This window comes from Klebsiella huaxiensis, assembly GCF_003261575.2.
GTDB lineage: Bacteria > Pseudomonadota > Gammaproteobacteria > Enterobacterales > Enterobacteriaceae > Klebsiella > Klebsiella huaxiensis.
Window position 1 is genome coordinate 3,103,576 of record NZ_CP036175.1, and the last position, 22,620, is coordinate 3,126,195.

Below are 22,620 nucleotides of genomic sequence, written 5' to 3' on the forward strand. Positions count from 1 at the left end.
CTTAAGGCAAGCTGGCTTTAACCACCAGACGGAGAAATCGATTATGCGCTGTTGTTGTCCCCGAACCCTGAATCTGACTAAACGAAAATACCTGAACACCGCCTTCGGAGAACACAATGAACGCGACAACCCTACCGATACTGGATCTTGCCCGCTACGCGGACCCCGCTGAGAAAGCGGCGTTCCTTGCCGACCTGCGCCACGCGGCGCGCGATATTGGCTTCTTCTATTTGATTAACCATGGCGTTAATGCCTCGCTGCAACAGGCCGTCCAGCAGCAGTCCCGCGCGTTTTTTGCCCTCGCAGATGAGCAAAAGCAGCAGGTGGCGATGATCCATTCCCCACACTTTCGTGGCTACAACCGCGCCGCATCGGAATTAACCCGTGGTCAGCCGGACTGGCGCGAGCAGTTCGATATCGGTGCCGAGCGCCCGGCACTCACGCTTAACGAACGCGCCCCGCGCTGGCAGCGCCTGCAGGGACCAAATTTATGGCCCGAAGCCTTGCCCTCACTCAAACCCACATTACTGAACTGGCAGCGGGAGATGACCCAGGTTGGGATCACGTTGCTGCGCGCGTTTGCCGAAGCGTTGCGCCTGCCGCACGATGCCTTTGATGGCCTGTATGGCGATAAACCCAACGAGCATATCAAGCTGATCCGCTATCCGGGCCAGCAGGAGACGCAAAGCGCCCAAGGCGTCGGCGCACACAAGGATTCCGGTTTTCTCAGCTTCCTGTTGCAGGATGAGCAAAAAGGATTGCAGGTCGAAGTGTCACCCGACCGCTGGATTGACGCGACTCCGCTGACGGGAAGTTTTGTGGTGAATATCGGCGAACTGCTGGAGCTGGCGACCAACGGCTATCTGCGTGCCACGGTGCACAGAGTGGTGTCGCCGCCTGCCGAGCAGCAGCGTTTGTCGATTGCTTTCTTCCTCGGCGCGCAGCTGGATGCCGTGGTCCCCGTTTATACGCTTCCTCCCGAACTGGCCCGCGAAGCCCTCGGTCCGGATAGCGACCCGCAAAACCCGCTGCTGCGCGAGGTGGGCTGGAATTACCTGAAAGGTCGTCTGCGCTCGCATCCTGATGTTGCCGAACGCTACTACCAGGATGTTTTTCGTGAACGCGCCGAGCAATTAATCGTTTAAACATAACAACAAGCAAAAGGAATAAGATAATGAAATATGCCGCATTTAAACTGGCAGGGGTCGCACTGTCTCTTTCTCTGGCGTGGACTTCCGCTCAGGCCGCCGCGCTGCGTGTTGCCGCCGACCCGGTACCGCACGCCGAAATTCTTAACTACATTAAAAAAATCGATCCCAGCCTCGATTTGAAAATTGTCGAATTAACCAGCGGCGTGAACGCCAACGAACTGCTGGCTAACGGTGACGTCGATGCTAACTATTTCCAGCATGTGCCCTATCTGAAAGATCAGGAGAAAGCGTTGGGCAAGACCTTTGCCGTCGCGGCGACCGTGCATATTGAACCGTTGGGCATCTACTCGCGCAAACATAAAGATTTTAAATCGCTGCCTGAGAATGCCACCGTAGCGGTGCCAAATAACACCACCAACCTGAGCCGCGCGCTGTTCCTGCTGCAAAGCCAGGGCCTTATCAAACTGGCGGCAAAATTCACCGACCCGGCGACCACGCTGGCGACGCCAAAAGATATTGTCGAAAACCCGAAGCATCTGAAAATTCTTGAGATTGAATCGCCGCAAATCCCGCGTTCGCTGGATGACGTCGACCTGGCGGTGATCAACGGTAACTATGCGCTGGAAGCCGGACTGGTTCCGGCAAAAGACGCGCTGGGTCTGGAAAGCGCCACCCACAACCCGTATGCCAATATCCTGGTGACCACGCCGGAGCTGGCTAACGATCCGCGCATCAAGGCGCTGGCAAAAGACCTCACTTCGCCGCAGGTTGCCGAATTTATCCGTAAACAATATAACGGCTCGGTGATCCCGGTTGCCCCTCAGTCATGATTGAGATTGTCGGGCTGAGTAAAACCTATGCCGGAACAGGCCGACCGGCGTTAAACGATGTCTCTCTGCAGGTGCCGAAAGGAGCCGTTTACGGCATCCTTGGCCGCAGCGGTGCAGGCAAAAGTACGCTGATACGCTGCCTGAATTTGCTGGAGCGGCCCACTTCGGGCCGCATTATTGTGAACGGGAACGATATTACCCGGATGGATAAAAGCGCATTGCGCGAGTATCGGCTGCGCACCGGGATGATCTTCCAGCACTTTAATTTACTGCACGCCCGCAGCGTGGCCGACAATGTGGCGGTACCGCTGGAGATAGCCAAAGTGCCGAAAGCCGCCCGCCAGGCGCGCGTTGCCGAGCTGCTGGAGCTGGTGGGGCTGGCGGACAAAGCCGCCGCCTTCCCGTCTCAGCTTTCCGGCGGGCAAAAACAACGTGTGGGCATTGCCCGCGCGCTGGCGGCAAGGCCGGATGTGCTGCTGTGCGATGAGGCGACCAGCGCCCTTGACCCCGAGACCACAACCTCGGTACTTAGCCTGCTGGCGGACATCAATCAACAGCTGAACCTCACCATCGTACTGATTACCCATGAGCTGGAAGTGGTGAAAACCTTATGTGACCACGCGGCGTTGCTGGAGCACGGTGAAATTATTGAAAGCGGGAGAATTGCCGATCTACTGGTGGCCCCCTGGTCGCGGCTGCGGCAATCACTGCTTCACGATCCTCAGGCGGAGCGGGATTTTCTCGCCCGCCACGGATTTCACGGGAGGCCTTTATGCGGAGTAGCATGAGTTGGGATGATCTTTGGCCGCTATTGCTCCAGGGCACGGTAGATACCGTTTATATGGTCGGTCTGGCGGCGCTGTTTACCGTGGTGCTCGGACTACCTACCGGCGTGCTGCTGTTTGTTTCACGCCGCAACGGCCTTGCGCCCATGCCGAAGGTCAACGCCATATTGGGCGCGATTATCAACTTTGGGCGTTCGCTGCCGTTTATCGTTCTGCTGATTGCGCTGATCCCTTTTACCCGGCTGATTATCGGCACCACTCTCGGCAGTACCGCTGCGGTGGTTCCAGTCACTATCGGCGCTTTTCCGTTTTTTGCTCGCCTGACGGAAAATGCACTGGATGAAGTGGATTACGGGCGTATCGAGGCGATTTTGTCTATGGGCGGCAATATCTGGCACGTCATCTTTAAATCGCTGTTGCCGGAAGCGTTGCCGACGCTGCTGGCGGGCATCACGCTGACCATCGTGATGCTGATCGGTTTTTCCTCAATGGCGGGCGTGATTGGCGGCGGCGGGCTGGGGGACCTGGCGATTCGTTACGGTTATCAACGCTTCAATAACGAGGTGATGGTCGGCACCGTACTGATTCTGGTCGCCCTCGTGCAGGGCGTACAGATGGCCGGCGACCGTCTGGTACGCGGTTTAGCGCACCGACGTTAGCGGAACATGCGGTTTTCGCTATTGAAAACCGCATTCCCTAACCAGGGTTCGTATCAGTTCAGCCGCCGGAAGCTCACGAATAAGATTTACGCCCTGTCCTGCCCAATGCGCGCCGTACTGATGATCGCCATGAGCTTTGGCCGCCGTGGCCAGCGCTTTCCCGAGATCATAAGCTACCGGATAATCAGGGATAGCATGCGGCTCATTCATTTCGCGCCAGCCGTTAACCACACATCGCGCCGGACGCCCGGAAATCGCCGAGGTTAAAACAGTTTTCCCGTCAGGGCTGCTTTTAATGGCCTCACGGTAACCGGCATCTGCTGCTGACTCCGGGCACAGCAGGAACGCCGTTCCTAGCTGCGCGCCCTCAGCGCCAAGGTTCATCACGCTGTTAATTCCAGCGCCGTCCATAATGCCGCCTGCGGCGATAAGCGGAATGTCAATCCGCTGTTTAATCGCCTGAACCAGGGTAAACGTACTCATCTGTCCGTCAGCAGCCTGTGGGGCAAAAATACCGCGATGACCTCCGGCTTCGTAGCCCTGAGCCACAACCATATCAATCCCCTGCGCTGAGACCAGTTGGGCTTCTTCAACGCTGGTGACGCTCGCCAGGGTAACAATGCCCTTTTCACGCAGCCGGCGAAGTGTTTCTCGATCCGGAACACCAAAATGGAAGCTCACCACCGCTGGGGTAAGATCGAGCAGCAGCTCTGTCATCTGTGGATTCTGTTGAAGACTGAGATAAATTTCCGCCAGCGTTTGCGGCGGAACGCTGCCGAAGCGCGCAAATTCGGGACCCAGTCGCTCAATCCACTGCGCTTCACGCTGCGGGTCTCTTACCGCCGGGGCGTGGCAAAACAGATTGACGTTAAATGGGCGAGTGGTTAAGCGCCTGGTCTGGTTTATGAGCGCTTCCGCCTGCGCCACCGAGGACGATCCCAGGCCCAGCGAACCGAGTGCTCCGGCATCGCTGACCGCCGCCGCCAGCTCCGGCGTCGACACGCCCGCCATCGGGGCCTGAATAATGGGATAATCAATATCAAGCTGCTGCGTAAGCCGGTTGCTCATAGAGTGCCCTGTTAAAATTTGTGCGTTCAGGCAATCAAAATCTCTTTTAGAGATGATAATATCAACATCATTTTCAAATTAAGAACAAAAATATGAACCACACCACATTACAGATTTTCAAAACGGTGGCGGAAGAACAGAGCGTCACCCGTGCAGCAAAGCTGCTGGGGCGGGCACAGTCCAATATCACTACCCGCATTCACCAACTGGAAGAAGAGCTGGGAGTCGAACTTTTTGCCCGCGGCAATAAGAAGATGTTGCTGTCGCCCGCCGGAGAGAATTTTTTGGGCTATGCCGTGAAGATCCTCAGCCTCGCCGAAGAGGCCAAACAGGCGCTGCATCCAGCCACACCGGGGGGGAATTTTCGCATGGGGGCGATGGATGCCACCGCCGCCAGCCGTCTGCCGCGGCTTCTCCCTCTCTTTCATACCCAATGCCCGGAGGTGACGCTGACGCTAAAAACGCAGCCGACCCGCCAGCTTATCCTGCAGGTACTTGACGCTTCTCTCGATTGTGCGCTGGTGAGCCTGCCGCAAGGCGCTATCCCGCCGGACGACCTTGAGTACAAGTCGGTCTTTAAAGAACAACTGGTCATGGTGCTCCCCGCCGACCGACAACGTTTTCGCTTTGCGGCTTTCCCGGATGGCTGTACCTATCGGGCAGCAGGCGAAGCTTTTCTGAAGCAATCAGAGGAAGCAGAGGTTGAAATCCAGGATGTCGGTTCCTACCACGCGATGCTTGCTTGCGTCGCCTCCGGCGGCTATGCCTGCCTGCTGCCGCAGGGCGTTCTTGATACTCTGAAATTGCCAGAAGGCAGCATTATACGCCCGGTTGGCGAAGCGCTAACTCAGTTAATATGGCGCAAAGGCTATACCTCACCGGCCCTTGAACATATGCGCCAGATCCTTGAATCAGCGTCCGATATTTGACTGCCGCCGGACTCCCATCGCGACCAGCGCAGCGGCGACCAGGAGCGCAAATGCCGCCGCGCTCAGCGAAGGATTAAACGATCCGCTGCGGTTATACAACGCCTCGGCGACCAGCGGGCCGATAATTTGCCCTACGCCATAAGTCGCGGTCATCGCGGCAACCATATTGAATGACACCAGATGGTTCAGCCGCCTTCCCTGCGATAGCGCGATGGTCACCGTCCCCAAAAACGTAAAACCGACGAGCAGCGCGCTCAACACGCAAAACGGTAACGAATGACTCCACGCCGGAAGGATCACGCCGACCGCCTGAATCAGCAGATTTGCAGTAAACGCGCGGCGATAGCCAAACTTAATCACCAGCCGATGCCAGACAAAACATGACGGAACCGCCGCAAGTCCGAAGATAGCCCAGATTTGCACCGGATCGATGGCGTTCAGCGAACCGCTGAGAAACAGCGGCAGATAGGTGGCGGTAATAATGTAGCCAAAACCGGCAAGGCCATAAATCAGCAGCAGTTTCCACGCTTCACTGACTCCCCCCTCTTCCTGCTCATGTTGCGCGCTATCAGCAGGTTTATAAGCGATAAGATAATCGGCCGGACTCAGCAATAAGCGCAGAGCCAACACAAACAGGACGCCAGCGCTTATTGCACATATCAACCAGATTTGCTGGCTGGAAAGCGCAAGTGCTTTGCCCAATGAGATAAATTCCGCCGACAGAAATATCCCCATCCCGACGCCGGAAAAAAGCACCGGCGCGCCGTTATGATGCTTCATATGCTGTAGCAGCCACAGCGAAGCGGCAATCAACGTGACCGCGCTTAACAATCCAGCAATACCGCGTACCACGATAATTGCCAGCGGAGAAACCAAAAACGCCAGCAAAGCCATGCACAACAGCGTTAGCAACGCGGAAAGCAGACTTAACCATCTCGCGTCCGCAGGCCTGGCTTTCGCCAGCAGCAACGCGCCCGCCAGATAACCGGCGTAGTTTGCCGAAGCGGCAAGATTCCCTTCGCGCAGTGAGAGTATCTGCTCATTCAACATCAAAGGCAGGATACCGGTATAGGCAAAACGCCCGTAGCCCATGCCAATGATCAGTACGACTGAACCGGCCAGCGCCAGTAGAAAAGCCTTTAACTCAGGTCTGATTTCGCCAACGTTCACCTGTTACCTCTTTAATTAAATCTCATTAAGAGAATTATAATTTAATATTATTCTCTTTTTATTATGATATCGGTTAACCCGACGCGCAAGTGACTCCATGCAGAGGCTCGTTGCCCTGCATGGTGAGAGACTTTACGTAAAAGGTATGGAGATGCTTCGTCGGGGGACGAAATATGGCGTAAAACTGATGTGAGCCCCGAACATCCATGTCCGGGATCATTTAGCGATGGCTTAGCGCCAGTTTGGCGGCAAACAACATAAAAATGCCGCCGGTAACACGATCCATCCACTGAACGAACAGTGGCGTTTTCAACAGAGTAGCGGCATAACGGCTGGCTATTATGAGGGTTAACGACCACAGTGTGCCGATCAGGACATGAATGGCGACCAGCAGAAATGTCCAACCCACCGGAGAGTGGCCTGCGGGAATAAATTGCGGCAGGAAAGATACATAAAATATGCCCATCTTCGGGTTAAGAACATTGCCCAGCATTCCTTTTAAAAACCAGTTACTGGCGGGTGTCCTCGCTATTTCCTGGCAATTAAAATGACGGCGTGGCCTGAGAATTAATTGAATACCTAACCAGCATAAATAAATGGCACCACACCACTTTAGCAGGTCATACGCCAGCGCCGATGCTGTCAGCAACGCCCCGAGACCAAAAGCAACCACCGCGCCCCAGATAAAGCACCCCGTATCAATACCCAATGCCGCCTGTAAGGCTTTTTTACCGCCTTCAACAGTGGACGTTCGTAAGATCAGAGCCGTATCAAGGCCAGGAGTAAGAGTTAGCAGGAGTGCTGCGAAAGAGTAAGCAAGAAGGGAATCTTCGACGGACATTTTGTCTCTCCGAAAGCGAGAATTTTAGGCAAACACCCCTACTGAAGCAATCAAATAAATTTCATATTCTCGAAACTGAGTACTGACAAATTACATGGAACAAAAGCTCTTCGCGACAAATGCCGGACGCAAAAGCAGATAGAGTCATTCGACCAAACGATCTTCAAGACAGGTACTCATGACATTTGTTCAAATGCGTATTGCCAGACCGGTCACCAATCTTGCCGCCAGTAGCAAAATGTACTGCGAGGGACTGGGACTGAAGCAAATCGCCCAGTTTTCCGATCATGATGGCTTTAGCGGGGTGATGGTCGGACGCCATGGTCTCGGCTGGCATCTTGAGTTCACCCTCTGTCATCACCATCCAGTGACGCCTACGCCCAACGAGGAAGATTTGCTGGTGCTCTATTACCCGAAAATTGCAGAATGGCAAGCGCAGTGTGAGAACATGCTGGCCGCCGGTTTTGTGCAGGCCAGCGCGTTTAATCCGTACTGGAATGTGAACGGTAAAACCTTTGTCGACCACGACGGCTATCGGGTGGTGCTGCATAACAGAAGCTGGCGGTAGCAAATCCACACGGCGCTACTTCACGAGACGGACGTCAGGATAGCGCGGACTCACCGCCTCATGAAATATATCGCTTAGCCAGCCGGGAATTTCCGCTTCCGTGAGGTCATCCGGGATGATGACCCCGTGCAGCGGCGAATATTTGCCTTCGCTGAGATCGACGCGAAAGACTAACCAGCGCTCACCCTCGCGTTTTACGCCAATGTGGCGACCAAATACGTTATAAATCAGCATGATTGGCCCTACTCTTTCCCCTCACGCAGCCACGGGGTGACGGTAATCCCGGCCAGCAGTCCTTCCGGGCTAAGCAGTCGCGTCACGGTCTGGCCCCAGGGTTCCATGCGGTTATCGACCAGCAGACGGTAGCCTCTGGCTTTCAACACGTCGGTCGCGGAGTCTATATCGCGTACTTCAAACTCGATCCAGGCCTGCGGCACCGGCAGGTAGTCTGGCCAGACATCAGCGTCAAAACAGGAGCGCGCCGCCTGCGCCAGCGGCCACAGGGCAAAATGCTTTACTCCGCCGAGGGCGTTATGCTCAGTCAGCAGATACTCTTCGTTACCGGGCATCGGTTTTAACGGTAACCCCAACGCACCGAGGTAAAATTCGTGGCTGGCGGCGGCTGGTTGCGTTATCGGCCCAAAGCCCGCGACAAACAGAACATCCATACCGACTAAATCGTATTCCATACCCTCTCCTGTCATTGTCCGTGATGTATTAACAAATTTTATACTCTGTTGCGCACCGCTTTCCCAGATTCCTCTTCTCTCATTACTATTTTTAGTGTGTTTGCCTGAATCATTGAGAAAGCGCATAGTCTGCCCGTCACTCCCGACGTCGCTGCGCTATGCTTAGCGTCCCTTTGGTTTTAAATACTTAGCGTTATGGCCACTTCCGTCAGCACCACTCAGCTTAATCTGCGTATTATTTCAATCGTTGTCTTTACCTGTATCTGCTATCTCTCCATCGGCCTTCCGCTCGCCGTGCTGCCCGGCTATATCCATTATCAGTTGGGATATAGCACCTTTATCGCCGGGGTTGTTATCAGCCTCCAGTACATTTCAACTCTGGTCAGTCGCCCACATGCTGGTCGCTATACCGATATCTGGGGAGCGAAAAAAGTCGTCAGCCTGGGGATTGTTTGCTGCATGCTCAGCGGATTATTCACGCTGCTCGCGGTGCTCCTGCAATCCGTTCCGCTGCTGGCCGTTGCCGCGCTGTTAATTGGCCGAATTTTCCTCGGCGTCGGGGAGAGCTTCACCGCCACCGGCGCAACCTTGTGGGGGATTAAAACCGTTGGCGCGATCCACACTTCGCGAGTTATTTCATGGAACGGCGTGGCGACCTATGTGGCGATGGCGGTAGGTGCCCCACTGGGCGTAATGCTTAACGGCTATTTTGGCATCAGCGGATTTGCCGCCGTGGTGATTCTGGTGGCAGTGGTTGGCCTGCTCTACGCCCGCACGCGGCAGGACGTCAGCGTGACGGCGGGTATCCGGGCTCCGTTTCATGTGGTGGTGCGCAAAATCTGGCCCTACGGGATGGGGTTGGCGCTGAGCACCGTGGGTTTCGGAGTTATTGCGACCTTTATTACGCTCTACTTTTCCGCCCATAGCTGGCAAGGCGCGGCGTTTACCCTTTCCCTGTTCAGCGTCGGCTTTATCTGCATCCGCCTGGTGTTGGGCAACATGATTACCCGCTATGGCGGCGTGCCGGTATCGTTAGCCTGTTTTGTGGTGGAGTGTCTGGGCCTGCTGATCATCTGGTATGCCCCTTCTGCGTGGATTGCCGGAATCGGCGCATTCCTCACTGGTTCAGGTTTTTCTCTGGTCTTCCCGGCGCTTGGGGTTGAGGCGGTGAAGCAGGTCGAAGAGCAAAACCAGGGAACTGCCCTGGGTACCTATTCAGCATTTCTCGATCTGGCGCTGGGGTTAACCGGCCCGGTTGCCGGATGGGTGGCGGGTTATTACGATCTGGACACTATTTATTTGCTCGCTGCGGTGGTGGTCGCGCTGGCGTTTATATTGATTTTGCGAATTTACCTACGACAACGCGCTGATTTGCAGCGGACTTGAGGAATACTCTACGGACGGCGATTCTCGCGTTGACTGGTAAAAAACTAATCAATATTTGACTGCTATTCGGCTTCCGTGCCACCATCGCCTCAGCGTCCGGCTGGCGGCGCGATGGTGGCACGGGTGGATATCAGAGACCGCATGATTAAGGTCCATGCCCGTCCTCAACCTGATTCTGGCGGGAAATAAAAGACATGCACCAAAGTTTTAATCAGCGCGTTCATTTCTATTACTGCATTCTGGTTGCGCTGAAAATACACGCAAATTCAAAGAAATCGGGCGGCGTTCGCGGGAAGAATAACTTCCTGCTGAAATGGCTACGCAAAGCCCAGGACAACAATATATTCCACTCGGATATTGCCAGTGAGATCGAATGGCTTCGCGGCAAAATCATTCAGGCTGGCTATGACACCGACCTCGAACCGATGCTGGATTTTGTCTACGCTACCGCCAAACGTGCGGAAGACCTTAAAAACGCTGACTGATTCCCACCCGGGCCGTCTGGCCCGGGTGTTTAACGATTAGCGCTTTTTACGGTGTGTCAGCAGGTAGACTGCCGGGATCACCAGCATCGACAGCAGCGGCGCGGTGATCATCCCACCGATCATCGGTGCGGCAATACGCTGCATCACCTCTGAGCCGGTCCCTCCCCCCCACATAATCGGCAGCAACCCGGCCATAATCGTCGCTACGGTCATCACTTTCGGGCGCACGCGCAGCACCGCCCCTTCATGAATCGCTTCGTTGAGGGTCCGATCATCCAGTTGCTCACGCCGTTTGGCGATCGCCTGATTTAAATAGAGCACCATAATCACCCCAAACTCCGCCGCGACGCCCGCTAGCGCAATAAAGCCAACGGCGGCGGCCACCGACAGGTTATAGCCCAGCAGCCACAGCAACCAGACGCCGCCAATCAGCGAAAACGGCAGGGTACCCATTATCAACAGCGCGTCTTTAACCTTGCTGAAGGTAACGTAAAGCAGCACGAAGATGATCATCAGGGTAAACGGCAGCACGATTTTCAGCTTTTCAGTGGCCCGCTCCAGGTATTCATACTGCCCGGACCAGGTCAGCGAGATCCCTTCCGGCAATTTAACCTGCTTGCTGACTTCACTCTGCATTTCGTCAACGGCGGATTTCAGATCGCGGTCGCGAATATCGACGTAGATCCAGTCCGACAGGCGGGCGTTTTCGCTTTTTAGCATCGGCGGGCCGTCGGTGATGGCGATATCCGCCAACTCGGACAGAGTCACCTGCGCCCCGCTGCTGGTCACTACCGGCAGATCGCGCAGCTTTTGCAGCGAGTCGCGCATTTCACGCGGATAGCGCACGCTTATCGGATAACGTTCGCGCCCTTCGATGGTCTCGCCAATGTTATCGCCGCCCACTACGCTGGCGACCACCGATTGTAGTTCCTTCACCGACACGCCATAGCGGGCCGCTTTTACCCGGTCGATCTTGATGTCAATATAGCGTCCACCGTCAAGACGCTCAGCCAGTGCCGACGTCACCCCCGGCACGTTGCGCACGATGCGCTCGATCTCCTCAGCGGTTTTTTCAATTTCCGCCAGGTTGTTGCCGTTCACTTTAATACCGACCGGGCTTTTAATCCCAGTTGCCAGCATATCCAGGCGGTTGCGAATCGGCGGTACCCAGACGTTGGCAATCCCCGGCACTTTCACCGTATTGTCGAGTTCGCTGATGAGCTTATCCATGGTCATACCTGGCCGCCATTCGCTTTTTGGCTTGAACTGAATGGTGGTTTCCAGCATCGTCAGCGGCGCCGGGTCGGTGGCGCTATCGGCACGACCAGCTTTGCCAAACACGCTTTGCACCTCAGGAATGGTTTTAATCAGGCGATCGGTTTGTTGTAGCAGGCGTCCGGCTTCGCGGCTGGAGATCCCCGGCAACGTGGACGGCATATACAGCAGATCGCCCTCATCAATTTGCGGCAAGAATTCGCTGCCAAGCTGCGCCAGCGGCCACAGCGTGGCAACCAGCAGCAGACCGGCGGCACCCAGCGTCGCTTTTGGCCACTGTAGCACTTTATCCAGCAGCGGTTCATAGGCGCGAATCAGCCAGCGGTTGAGCGGATTAGAGGTCTCATCGGGGATTTTGCCGCGAATAAAATAGCCCATCAGCACCGGCACCAGGGTGATCCCCAGCCCGGCGGCCACTGCCATCGAGTACGTTTTAGTGAAGGCCAGCGGCGAGAACATCTTGCCTTCCTGCGCCTCAAGGGTGAATACCGGAATAAAGGACAGGGTGATGATCAGTAGGCTGCAAAACAGCGCTGGCCCCACTTCTGACGCCGCCTGCTGGGCAATTTTCCAGTAATCATCTGAAGATGGCTGGCGCTCAGGATGATCGTGCCGCCATTGCTCCAGCACCTTATGCATATTTTCAATCATCACGATTGCCGCATCCACCATCGCCCCGATGGCAATCGCAATCCCGCCGAGCGACATCATATTGGCGCTGACGCCCTGATAGTGCATGACGATAAACGCGCCGAGGATCCCTAGCGGCAGCGTAATCATCGCCACCAGGGCGCTGCGAAAGTGGAACAGGAACAGCGAGCAGACCACCGCCACGACGATAAACTCTTCGATAAGCTTATGGGTCAGAGTCTCAACCGAATGTTTAATCAGCTGCGAACGGTCGTACACCGGGACAATCTCCACACCAGCGGGCAGGCTTTTTTTGACTTCCGCCAGTTTAGCCTTCACCGCGTTAATGGTGGTCAGCGCATTTTTTCCCGAACGCATGATGATAATCCCGCCCGCTACTTCCCCTTCACCGTTGAGTTCCGCAACCCCGCGACGAATCGCCGGGCCACGGCGCACGCTGGCAACGTCGGAAAGCAGCACCGGCACGCCGTTGCGCGAGGCAATCACCACCTGATTAAAGTCGTCGATAGATTTCAGGTAGCCGGTAGTGCGCACCATATATTCAGCTTCGCCCAGCTCCAGCACCGAGCCGCCTCCCTCCTGGTTGGCGCTCTGAATGGCGCTAATCACCTGCTCGTGTGTCACGTTCAGCGCCCGCAGCCGGTCAGGGTTGAGGATCACCTGGTACTCTTTCACCATCCCGCCGACGCTGGCGACCTCTGAGACATCCGGCACGGTTTTCAGCTCATATTTGAGGATCCAGTCCTGAATCGCCCGCAGATCGCCGAGGCTGTGCTTACCGCTTTTATCGGTGAGCACGTATTCAAACACCCAGCCGACGCCGGTGGCGTCCGGCCCTAACGAGGCTTTCGCTTCCGGCGGCAGGCTGCTCTGGATTTGGCTCAGATACTCCAGCACGCGGGAGCGAGCCCAGTACGGGTCGGTGCCGTCATCAAACAGCACGTAAACGTAGGAATCGCCGAACATCGAAAAGCCGCGTACGGTTTTTGCACCTGGTACCGATAGCATGGTGGTGGTCAGCGGATAAGTGACCTGGTCTTCAACAATTTGCGGCGCTTTGCCGGGATAGCTCACGCGGATGATCACCTGAGTATCGGAGAGATCCGGTAACGCATCCAGCGGTGCCTGCTGCACCGACCAGACGCCCCAGGCAGCCATAATAAGCGTCGCCAGCAGTACCAGCAGACGGTTGCGCAATGACCAGCGGATAACGGCGGCAATCATGGCTGCTCCTTAGCGCCGATCATCGGCATAATTGAGGTGACTCGCGCCCCGTCGTCGGTCATGGAAAAGCTGAACATCACCGATTCGCCCAGGCGGATTTGCTGACGTTGCTGCGGTGTAATGGCGAAATCCATGGTCATCGCTGGCCACTTAAGTTCCGGGACCGGCTGATGCTCAATGGTGGCCGATTCATCGCTTAGCACTTTGATAACGCCGTGCGTCGAGTACGTTTTAGCTTCCGCGTTCTCCTGCCCGGCGATTTGCGGCAGCGCGCTGCGCAGACTGGCTTCGGAGTCAATAAGGAACTGGCCGGAGGTGACCACCTGCTGACCCTCTTCGAGGCCGGATTTGATCTCGACCAGCCCGTTCTGCGCGCGTCCGGCGGTGACCTCAACCGGAAGGAAATGCCCTTCGCCATCAGCGACTAGCACGCGGTTGCTGGTGCCGGTGGCGATCAGCGCCTCTTCCGGGATGGTCAGAACGGCGCGACTCTGATTCGCCTCAGCCAACTGGACGTTTAAGTACATTCCCGGCTTCAGTTGATGCTGCGGATTCTCCAGCACCACGCGCGCTTTCAGGGTGCGGGTGGTGGCTTCGAGGTCGGGCAGCAATTCGCTGACTTTCCCCTGGAAGGTCAGACCGGGCCAACTGCTGGTGGTCGCCGTCACCTGGCTACCGAGACGCAGCAGGCTGGCCTGGTTTTCCGGGTAATCAATCACTATCCATACCGGGTCGAGGCTCGCCAGTTCGAACAGCGCCTGAGTGGCCGTCACCTGCGCGCCAGTTCGCACATCAAGTTTATTAACGTAACCCGCGTTTGGCGCGCGAACGGTCATGCGGGTTTGCGGTTTGCCGCTGCGCTCGACGCTACGAATAATCGCTTCCGGCATAAACTGCAACTGCAAGCGCCCGCGCGCGGCGGCGGTGAGACCGCTATCACCAAGCTGCCTCACCGCCAGATACTCCTGCTGCGCTGCCGCCCACTGCGGGATCCACAGCTCGGCCAACGCCTCGTTCTTCTTCACAAACTGCTGCGCGGCGTTGACATAGAGCTTCTCAATCAGGCCATTAGCCAACGCCGGAACCGTTTCAACGCTGCGTTCATCGATAGCAACGGTACCAAACGCGTTGAGTTTGAGCGCCAGCGCCTGACGGGAAACCTTTGCCGTACGCACGCCGAGATTTTGCTGCTGGCGAGCGCTAATCTGCACGCCGCCCGCATTATCGCCCTCACCTTCATCGGCATAGCGCGGAACCAGGTCCATATCCATAAATGGCGATTTGCCCGGCTTATCAAAACGCGTGCCGGGGGTCATCGGATCGTACCAGTACAGCACTGTGCGGCCTGCTGCAGCGTCCTCTCCACCGTTGGCCATTGTCGGGGCTTTTCGTGCGCCCAGCCAGTATCCGCCCGCAGCGGCAAGGGCGACGGCCAGCGCCACCAGGGTAATAACAGATTTAAGCTTCATTATTTAACATCCTGCGGAATCAGGTAGCGAATGGCAGCCCACGCATCAGCGAGCGCTTTCTCGGCATTGTTGCTGGCGATTTCGCCGCTCAGCAGATCGCGACGCACGGATAACAGCTCGCTTAGCGCCGAGCTGCCAGCCCGATACTGGGCATTCACGAGGCTGACTTTTTTGCGCAGCAGCGGTAGCACCTCGCTTTGCTGGCGGTCGTATATTGCTTTCGCCGCGTTATATTGCGAGATCAGCTGATACTGCTGCGCCTGGTGTTCTCGCAGCAATAGCGTTAGCTGGTCGTTGGCCTCAAAGGCGCGCGAAACATCGGCGGCGTGGTCTTTGTCCTGACGTTTGCCCTGAAAAATAGGCATATCGACGGTGAACATCACTCCGACCATGTCGTCGTAATCATCCCCGCGTCTGGCGTAATAGACTTCAACGCCGACGTCGGGGATCGCCGCCACCTCCGATTGCCCTGATTTAGCTTTTGCCAGATCGGCTTCTCGCGCGGCCTGGATCAGCTCCGGATGGAGTTTAACCCCCTCGATTAAGGTGGTTTCATCCGCCGGAAGTCGTTCGATGCGCGGCAGGGGGCCGGAGATATCGCGCACATCCTTGCCGGTGAGCTGCATCAAGCGCGCCTGAGCAACCTGCACATCGCGACGCGCGTTATCCTGCTCATTTTTCATCGCATTCAATGCCAGTTGAACGTCCAGCACGCTGCTGGGACTGGCGCTATCGCTACTGACGCCCGCTTTCTGGACGCCAATTTGCCGGGAAGTTTCGCTGATCAATGTCTGAACTGAGCGTAGCGATTTCTGCGCCACCGCCAGCGCCAGCCATGCCTGAGCTGTTTCCCGTTGGAGTCGCGCGCGAATCACATCCGCGTTGGCGGCGGTTCGCCGCGCTTCGGCGGTTATCGAGCCGGCTTTGCGCTCGCGCTTAGTGCTGCTGACGTAGTCCTGCATCACACCGACCCGCTGCATGGTCATACCTTCACGGGTCAGGCGGCTGGTGTTGTTACCCCCCAACGGGACGTTCTCAATGCCAAATTTCAGCTTTGGGTCGGGGAGCTGCATGGCGGAGTCCGCCATGTTTTCTAATGCGTTAACCTGATGATCGTTAGCGGAAAGCTCGGCGGAGTAGCTCTGCGCAGCCGACAGGGCCTCCGCCAGCGTCGTCGCCCAGCCGTTAGTTGAAATCAGCGACAGCAGAAGCGGCAGCCCAAAGGCCGCCTTATTTACGATGTGCATAGTGACTCCGGAGTTATTGCGCGGTAATGGAAACGAGCGCGTAGCCGGAGTCAGTCTGACGGAAGGAAAAATTAACCCGCTGCCCCACTGCTAACTTTCCACCCTGATACTCGCCAAGCGCAAAGCTCATGGTCATCGCGGGCCAGTTCAGTTGCGCAACAGGCGAATGGGCAATGGATACCGAATTATCGCGCCAGGCTTTAATCAGCCCATTTGCTGAATAAGTCGTAACGGAATCATCCTGCTTATTCATATCCGACATGTCCGTCATCGTGGACATATTGTGGTGATGCATGGCGCTGTCTTCGGCGCTGGCGGGAAATGAGACGGCGGTAAAGGTCAGAACGCTGGTAATAAGCAGAAAAATAGAAGTAGAACGCATCATAATATCTCCGAAAAAAACATAAAGTCGCCCGCAGACCGGGCAGATCTGATGGATGTTTTTAACGGAGATTTATTCTCTGAAGCGGCAGAAGCGTATTTCAGCCGGAGGGCCAGTGACCGGCGGCGTATGCCAGTCCATACGTTCAGCGCAACTTTCCTGTTGCGGGGAAACCACTAACAGCGCGGTCTCCGAGGGAAGAGCATTCAGCTGTAGCGCAGTTGAAGAATTAGGCTGAGCCGTGTCCGGGTCACAGTGTTTCTCGCAAATAACTTTCTGACCAGCGCTTTCCATACCGGGCATACTCATCATGCCATCAACAATATGGTGAACCTGCACTTCCGGCGCGACCGATGGTTGGCCGCCGCCATGATGCGCCGCGACCGCGAGCTGAAGATTGAGCAGTAACCAACAGGCAAGGTAATGACTCCAACTTATTGATAGTGTTTTATGTTCAGATAATGCCCGATGACTTTGTCATGCAGCTCCACCGATTTTGAGAACGACAGCGACTTCCGTCCCAGCCGTGCCAGGTGCTGCCTCAGATTCAGGTTATGCCGCTCAATTCGCTGCGTATATCGCTTGCTGATTACGTGCAGCTTTCCCTTCAGGCGGGATTCATACAGCGGCCAGCCATCCGTCATCCATATCACCACGTCAAAGGGTGACAGCAGGCTCATAAGACGCCCCAGCGTCGCCATAGTGCGTTCACCGAATACGTGCGCAACAACCGTCTTCCGGAGCCTGTCATACGCGTAAAACAGCCAGCGCTGGCGCGATTTAGCCCCGACATAGCCCCACTGTTCGTCCATTTCCGCGCAGACGATGACGTCACTGCCCGGCTGTATGCGCGAGGTTACCGACTGCGGCCTGAGTTTTTTAAGTGACGTAAAATCGTGTTGAGGCCAACGCCCATAATGCGGGCAGTTGCCCGGCATCCAACGCCATTCATGGCCATATCAATGATTTTCTGGTGCGTACCGGGTTGAGAAGCGGTGTAAGTGAACTGCAGTTGCCATGTTTTACGGCAGTGAGAGCAGAGATAGCGCTGATGTCCGGCGGTGCTTCTGCCGTTACGCACCACCCCGTCAGTAGCTGAACAGGAGGGACAGCTGATAGAAACAGAAGCCACTGGAGCACCTCAAAAACACCATCATACACTAAATCAGTAAGTTGGCAGCATCACCAACAGGCAATAACAAGCCCAGCGCGGATACGTAGCCTGCGCCGGGTTGCTTGTTTAAATAATACCTGTAGTGACTGGATCATAGTTATATTCACAATAAGACGACTGACGAATTAAATCATACTCACCGACAGAATTAAATAATATTTCAGAAGGAAAAACAGGCATTAAACAGAATGAAGTTTCTCTATATATATTTACACAAAATAGTGAAATAACGATTTGACCTTCCCCCTGGGGGAAGGTGTATAGGGATGAAAATAATGTACTTAATAAATGACAAAAATGTTATTTGTATGTAATTCAGTAATAAATTAAGCCGCTATTCCAGCACTAACGTATCGCCAGTTGCCGGGGCCGCGTCCGCTGAAAGCCACCATCGCCCCCATGAGCCGGTGCAGTGGCACGCCATAATTTTTTCTACCTTTTGCTCCTGCAAAAACAGTTTCAGCTGGCGTATGAGCCAGGGGGAAGCGCTGCGCAGATGAAGACCGCCGATTACAGCGTGTATTTTCTGTTCACCCATTATCTTCTGGCAGTGCCTGATGGTATCGATCAATCCGCGATGTCCGCAGCCGCAGATAATGACCAGCCCTCGGGTCGAGCGGTAGATCAGCACGCCTTCATCGGCAATATAATCCTGTGTCTGACCATCAAGTACGCCGTAAGCTTTTGGCCTGGCGACGGCAATTTCACCGGACCACGTTAACCGCTCACTAATCCGCAACGGCTCGCGGTTATACTCCATCCGGTGGCGGGAATAGTCGATTTCCCGCGATAGTTTCTTAATTTTCCAGCGGTGCCCGGCCAGCGATAGCGCAGAATAACGCCGCTGCGCAATCTGCGGATGGCAGATAATACGACTGTTATCCGGTAGCCACGGCACGCCGCCGCAGTGATCGTAGTGCCCATGCGACAGCACCGTCGCAGTTAAATCTTTTAAAGAAACGCCCATAAGCTGGGCATTGTGTAAAAAACTGCCGTCAGGCCCGGTATCAAACAGGACTCGGCTGGTTTCATCTTGCAAAAGCAGGCTCAAACCCGGTTTCGCCCGCAGCGTTTTGTCCTTTCCCTCACCGAGTCGATTTTCAAGCAACACCTTAATTATTAGAGCCATTGTCCTTCCGATAGCCACTATTTCACGGCGCGTAGTCTACCTGGCAGCCACTGAAAGTACCGTGATGCATCGCTCAGCACGGCGCATAAAAAGGTGACAGCGTCACTGAAAAACGTCAACGATTTAAAAAGCTTGTTGCCAGAGCATCATTGCCGCCTTCAAGCAACTCGAATTATTTTGGGTGTATGCTGATGGCGAGTTTCTCACAACCGGAGCGCACTATGGCAGACTGGAACCCTTCACTGTATTTGAAATTTGGCGCGGAACGTACGCGCCCCGCCGCTGAACTTCTCGCCCGTATCGCCCATCACCCCGCAGCGCTGGCCATCGATTTAGGCTGTGGACCGGGCAACAGTACCGCCCTGTTACGCGACGCCTGGCCGGAGGCAACGATTATTGGCATCGATAATTCACCAGCGATGCTGGAAGAGGCCGCCCGGACGCTGCCCAATTGCCGATTTGTCGCCGCAGATATCGGTGAGTTTCGCCCCGAACGCCCAGCGGACGTGATCTACGCCAATGCTTCTCTGCAGTGGCTAACCGATCATCAACGGCTATTTCCTCATCTGGTGGGTAATCTTGCGGCGAATGGCGTGCTGGCGGTGCAGATGCCTGATAACTGGCAGGAACCGTCGCATACCCTGATGCGTCAGGTAGCAAACGAGTTGGGGCATCCAGCCAGCGGACGTCATCCGCTGCCGAGCGTGCAGGAGTATTACGATATTCTGACCGCCAGCGGCTGCGAGGTGGATATCTGGCGCACGACCTATTTCCACCCTCTGGATTCACATCAGGCCATTATTGACTGGTTGCAGTCCACAGGGCTTAGACCGTTTCTGCAACCGCTGGATGAACAGCAGCGCGAAGCGTTTCTTGAGCGTTATCTGGAACGGCTCAGAGAGCATTATCCGTTACAGTGTAACGGAAAGGTTTTATTGTTATTTCCTCGTCTGTTTATAGTGGCGCGACGCTCGTCTTGAACGATAAGAATGGGACTACGGCGCCGGAACAAGCGCCGTATCATCTGATTTACCAGGAAAGGTGATGCACCAGGGAGAGGTCCCATGCGGTGGCCAACAGCGAAAGAAACATGATTAAATTGACGACTGTCTCTATGCGTTTTTCCATTTTTGCTTCTCCTGAGCCGTTTTCACCTGTTTTACAGGTAAAATCTTAATAACTTCTTAATCTCAGACTTTTAGAGCGTTATGCGGTAGCGAACATAGTCATCAGCTGGCGTAAATTCATCATAAAGACGCCGGGCCGGATTATCAGTGCGGGTGTGCCAGTAAAGACGCGACCATCCTTTCTCTATGCCTTCCACTTGCAGCGATTGCATTAGCGTCCTGGCGATACCGCGCCCGCGTACCTGTGGGTCAACATACAGATCTTCCAGATAACAAATGGGGGTTTTTACCCATGTTCCTTCGTGGAGCACGCAAATCGCAAACCCAACCACTTTCCCGTCCACCACGGCAACGCGGCCCAACAGCGACGAAGCGGTATCAAGCAGGCGCTGCCAGGTGTATTCAGTGACGTCCTGCGGCTGCGGGCTGCCGTAAAATTTGGTGTAACCTTCCCACAGCTGTAACCACTGCGCTTTGTCCTGCGGACCTGTTTCGCGAATCTCAATGACCATCGCATTTCCCCTTAAACGGATAAGCCATTATTTTCCGGACAGATAATTTCTTCAAGCGCCTGGGGCACAATTCATCCTTTTCTCTTAATTGCCTTTAGTTTGTCTGCCAGGCAAAGATTGCACGATGTTGCAAACCTGCTTTAAAGAAAAAAATAAAAGTATGTTGTAACTAATTTAAGCGCAAAACTAACCCGGCGGTAGCCGGGTTGAGATCGATAACAAGTCAGCTTCAGGCATTGTGCCTGGATAATCGCCGGGTGGCGGCTGTCGCCTTACCCGGCCTGAAAAATCCAGCGTGCCTGCTTCAGAACATCAGCACAGCGGTTTAACCGCCGCACGCATGCCATCGCGCAGAATAGCATCCAGATCCTGCGTAACCTGCTCTACCAGGCCAGAAACTTTAGTCAGATCCTGCTCCCAGTGGGATTCAACGGACAGTACCGCGTTCACCAGTTCACCAGTGCTGATTTGCGCATCACGATGCTGGGCCCACAGCGCCTGATAGCTTTCCATCCATTCAGCGTCATCCTGCACCGGATAGCTCTCGCCGTTTCGCTCACCGCGGTAAAACGCGATCAGCGCCGCCAGTGCAAAAGTCAGACGTGCCGGGAGCTTGCCACCTTTCGTCTGCCCCGCCAGCAGCTGTGGCAAAATGCGGGTGCGGTATTTGGTCATCCCGTTAAGGGCGATAGACAGAAGCTGGTGCTTGATATACGGGTTACGGAAGCGCCCGGTTACCGCGCTGGCGAAAGATTCCAGCTCATCACGCGGCAGGTCGAGAACCGGAATAATCTCTTCATAAATCGCCTTCTCGACGAAAGAACAGATTTCAGTGTCATTCATCGCCTCACCAACGGTATCCAGGCCAGCCTGGAAAGCGACCGGCACCAGCGCAGTGTGCGCACCGTTAAGAATGGCGACTTTGCGCTCTTTATACGGTTTAATATCGTCAACGATCAGTACGTTAAGCGCCAACTTGTCGAGGCGCAGCTCCGCGGCCAGGGATTTTGGTCCCTGAATCACAAACAGATAGAAGTGCTCTGCGGTGTCAAGGAAACCATCTTTATAGCCCAGTTGCTCTTCAATCTGCGCCGCTTCATCACGCGGATAGCCGGTAACAATGCGGTCCACCAAGGTAGAACAGAAAGCGTTAGCCTCATCCAGCCAGGTCAGGAACGCTTGCGGCAGCGCCCACTCCTGCGCGTAGCGCAGCACCAGTTCACGTAGCGCTTCGCCGTTATAATCAATCAGTTCACAAGGGATGATGACCCAACCTTTATCCGCCGCACCGGAGAAATGGCTGTAGCGCTCAAACAGCAGGCGGGTCAACTTCGCCGGATAGCTGACCGCAGGCGCATCATCGAAACGATCGCCTGCGTGGTAGCTGATGCCCGCTTCAGTGGTATTGGAAAACACAAACCGCATATCAGGGTTATGCGCCAGACGCAGCAACTCATCGTAATCCGCATAGGCGCTGATTTCCCGGTTTACAGAACGAATCAACCTTGCATCGCTGACCGCTTCGCCCTTCTCATTCAGGCCACGAATGATCGTGGTATAGAGACCATCCTGAGTGCTGAGCGACGGCGGGAATGAACTCTCAATCGGACGCACGATCACCACCCCGGAATTCAGGTCGGTCTGCTCGTTCAGCAGATCGATCTGCCAGTCGATAAACGCGCGCAGAAAGTTGCCTTCGCCAAACTGGATGATACGTTCAGGGTACTGCGCGCCCGGGAAATCGCGACGATTTAATGTTTTCACAAGGGTTCCCTCATAGAGTAGTCATACAACCTGAGTAATTGGTCCAATAAGTTATCAGGTTTTTACACGAGTGAAACCCTGTTTTGATCAAAGCTGTATGCAATA

The 22,620-nt window shown here is 55.2% G+C and carries 23 protein-coding genes; 10 read left to right on the plus strand and 13 right to left on the minus strand.

Annotation, left to right across the window (positions count from 1 at the left end; all coding sequences use genetic code 11):
* Nucleotides 1–116: 116 nt before the first annotated feature.
* Genes DA718_RS14960 through DA718_RS14975 form a run of 4 tightly spaced genes read left to right on the plus strand, consistent with a single transcriptional unit; the run spans nt 117 to nt 3,425 of the window.
* Complete coding sequence (locus DA718_RS14960) at nt 117–1,145, plus strand: isopenicillin N synthase family dioxygenase (protein WP_112215006.1); 1,029 nt, start codon at nt 117–119, stop codon at nt 1,143–1,145.
* Between the two features lie 29 nt (nt 1,146–1,174).
* Nucleotides 1,175–1,981 (plus strand): MetQ/NlpA family ABC transporter substrate-binding protein, encoded by an 807-nt coding sequence (locus tag DA718_RS14965; protein WP_112215007.1) that lies wholly within the window; start codon nt 1,175–1,177, stop codon nt 1,979–1,981.
* Nucleotides 1,978–2,769: a methionine ABC transporter ATP-binding protein gene (locus tag DA718_RS14970; RefSeq protein WP_112215029.1), complete on the plus strand. Its 792-nt coding sequence runs from the start codon at nt 1,978–1,980 to the stop codon at nt 2,767–2,769. The genes DA718_RS14965 and DA718_RS14970 overlap by 4 nt, the downstream gene beginning before the upstream one ends.
* Nucleotides 2,766–3,425: a methionine ABC transporter permease gene (locus DA718_RS14975; RefSeq protein WP_167492769.1), complete on the plus strand. Its 660-nt coding sequence runs from the start codon at nt 2,766–2,768 to the stop codon at nt 3,423–3,425. The genes DA718_RS14970 and DA718_RS14975 overlap by 4 nt, the downstream gene beginning before the upstream one ends.
* Nucleotides 3,426–3,443: 18 nt before the next feature.
* Here DA718_RS14975 and DA718_RS14980 read toward each other — a convergent pair whose 3' ends face one another.
* Nucleotides 3,444–4,493 (minus strand): NAD(P)H-dependent flavin oxidoreductase, encoded by a 1,050-nt coding sequence (locus tag DA718_RS14980; RefSeq protein ID WP_112215009.1) that lies wholly within the window; start codon nt 4,491–4,493, stop codon nt 3,444–3,446.
* A 92-nt stretch (nt 4,494–4,585) separates the two neighbouring features.
* On the opposite strand from DA718_RS14980, the gene DA718_RS14985 reads away from it, so the two are divergent.
* Complete coding sequence (locus tag DA718_RS14985) at nt 4,586–5,422, plus strand: LysR family transcriptional regulator (RefSeq protein WP_112215010.1); 837 nt, start codon at nt 4,586–4,588, stop codon at nt 5,420–5,422.
* On the opposite strand, the gene DA718_RS14990 is transcribed toward DA718_RS14985, so the two are convergent.
* The gene (locus tag DA718_RS14990; protein WP_112215011.1) at nt 5,405–6,592 is read right to left on the minus strand and encodes a YbfB/YjiJ family MFS transporter; all 1,188 of its coding nucleotides are present in this window, start codon (nt 6,590–6,592) and stop codon (nt 5,405–5,407) included. The two genes, DA718_RS14985 and DA718_RS14990, sit on opposite strands and share 18 nt — an antisense overlap.
* 220 nt (nt 6,593–6,812) lie before the next feature.
* Entirely contained in the window at nt 6,813–7,433 is a 621-nt protein-coding gene (locus DA718_RS14995; protein ID WP_112215012.1) for a LysE family translocator, read from the minus strand.
* 178 nt (nt 7,434–7,611) lie between these two features.
* On the opposite strand from DA718_RS14995, the gene DA718_RS15000 reads away from it, so the two are divergent.
* On the plus strand, nt 7,612–8,001 hold the full coding sequence (locus DA718_RS15000; protein WP_112215013.1) for a VOC family protein: 390 nt from the start codon (nt 7,612–7,614) through the stop codon (nt 7,999–8,001).
* A gap of 15 nt (nt 8,002–8,016) precedes the next feature.
* On the opposite strand, the gene DA718_RS15005 is transcribed toward DA718_RS15000, so the two are convergent.
* Nucleotides 8,017–8,235: a DUF7661 family protein gene (locus DA718_RS15005; protein WP_112215014.1), complete on the minus strand. Its 219-nt coding sequence runs from the start codon at nt 8,233–8,235 to the stop codon at nt 8,017–8,019.
* A gap of 8 nt (nt 8,236–8,243) precedes the next feature.
* Complete coding sequence (locus DA718_RS15010) at nt 8,244–8,690, minus strand: VOC family protein (RefSeq protein ID WP_110274729.1); 447 nt, start codon at nt 8,688–8,690, stop codon at nt 8,244–8,246.
* A gap of 195 nt (nt 8,691–8,885) precedes the next feature.
* Here DA718_RS15010 and DA718_RS15015 point away from each other — a divergent pair, with 195 nt between their 5' ends.
* Nucleotides 8,886–10,076, plus strand: coding sequence for an MFS transporter (locus DA718_RS15015; protein WP_110274730.1), 1,191 nt, complete (start codon nt 8,886–8,888; stop codon nt 10,074–10,076).
* A gap of 194 nt (nt 10,077–10,270) precedes the next feature.
* Nucleotides 10,271–10,561, plus strand: a complete 291-nt coding sequence (locus tag DA718_RS15020) for a hypothetical protein (RefSeq protein WP_110274731.1) — start codon at nt 10,271–10,273, stop codon at nt 10,559–10,561.
* 36 nt (nt 10,562–10,597) lie between these two features.
* Here DA718_RS15020 and DA718_RS15025 read toward each other — a convergent pair whose 3' ends face one another.
* Genes DA718_RS15025 through DA718_RS15040 form a run of 4 tightly spaced genes read right to left on the minus strand, consistent with a single transcriptional unit; the run spans nt 10,598 to nt 16,812 of the window.
* A complete protein-coding gene (locus tag DA718_RS15025) occupies nt 10,598–13,711 on the minus strand; it encodes an efflux RND transporter permease subunit (protein ID WP_112215015.1) in 3,114 nt (1,037 codons plus the stop codon).
* Nucleotides 13,708–15,180 (minus strand): efflux RND transporter periplasmic adaptor subunit, encoded by a 1,473-nt coding sequence (locus tag DA718_RS15030; protein WP_112215016.1) that lies wholly within the window; start codon nt 15,178–15,180, stop codon nt 13,708–13,710. Before DA718_RS15030 ends, DA718_RS15025 begins: the two co-directional genes overlap by 4 nt.
* Entirely contained in the window at nt 15,180–16,427 is a 1,248-nt protein-coding gene (locus DA718_RS15035) for a TolC family protein (RefSeq protein ID WP_112215017.1), read from the minus strand. Before DA718_RS15035 ends, DA718_RS15030 begins: the two co-directional genes overlap by 1 nt.
* Nucleotides 16,428–16,440: 13 nt before the next feature.
* On the minus strand, nt 16,441–16,812 hold the full coding sequence (locus DA718_RS15040) for a copper-binding protein (RefSeq protein WP_227015938.1): 372 nt from the start codon (nt 16,810–16,812) through the stop codon (nt 16,441–16,443).
* A gap of 252 nt (nt 16,813–17,064) precedes the next feature.
* Here DA718_RS15040 and DA718_RS30580 point away from each other — a divergent pair, with 252 nt between their 5' ends.
* Entirely contained in the window at nt 17,065–17,217 is a 153-nt protein-coding gene (locus DA718_RS30580) for a hypothetical protein (protein WP_193555337.1), read from the plus strand.
* 26 nt (nt 17,218–17,243) lie between these two features.
* Here DA718_RS30580 and DA718_RS15050 read toward each other — a convergent pair.
* Nucleotides 17,244–17,941 (minus strand): IS1-like element IS1A family transposase gene (locus DA718_RS15050; protein WP_227015939.1). Its coding sequence is split into 2 segments (ribosomal slippage): nt 17,244–17,692 and nt 17,692–17,941, totalling 699 coding nucleotides; the frame shifts between segments, so codons are not numbered across the junction.
* 376 nt (nt 17,942–18,317) lie between these two features.
* Entirely contained in the window at nt 18,318–19,112 is a 795-nt protein-coding gene (locus tag DA718_RS15055) for an MBL fold metallo-hydrolase (protein WP_112216833.1), read from the minus strand.
* A 221-nt stretch (nt 19,113–19,333) separates the two neighbouring features.
* Here DA718_RS15055 and tam point away from each other — a divergent pair, with 221 nt between their 5' ends.
* Complete coding sequence (tam, locus tag DA718_RS15060) at nt 19,334–20,092, plus strand: trans-aconitate 2-methyltransferase (protein WP_112216834.1); 759 nt, start codon at nt 19,334–19,336, stop codon at nt 20,090–20,092.
* 218 nt (nt 20,093–20,310) lie between these two features.
* Here tam and DA718_RS15070 read toward each other — a convergent pair whose 3' ends face one another.
* Together DA718_RS15070 and DA718_RS15075 are read right to left on the minus strand one after the other, a co-directional pair.
* A complete protein-coding gene (locus DA718_RS15070; protein WP_112216835.1) occupies nt 20,311–20,751 on the minus strand; it encodes a GNAT family N-acetyltransferase in 441 nt (146 codons plus the stop codon).
* A gap of 312 nt (nt 20,752–21,063) precedes the next feature.
* On the minus strand, nt 21,064–22,515 hold the full coding sequence (locus DA718_RS15075; protein ID WP_112216836.1) for a tagaturonate reductase: 1,452 nt from the start codon (nt 22,513–22,515) through the stop codon (nt 21,064–21,066).
* Nucleotides 22,516–22,620 lie beyond the last annotated feature (105 nt).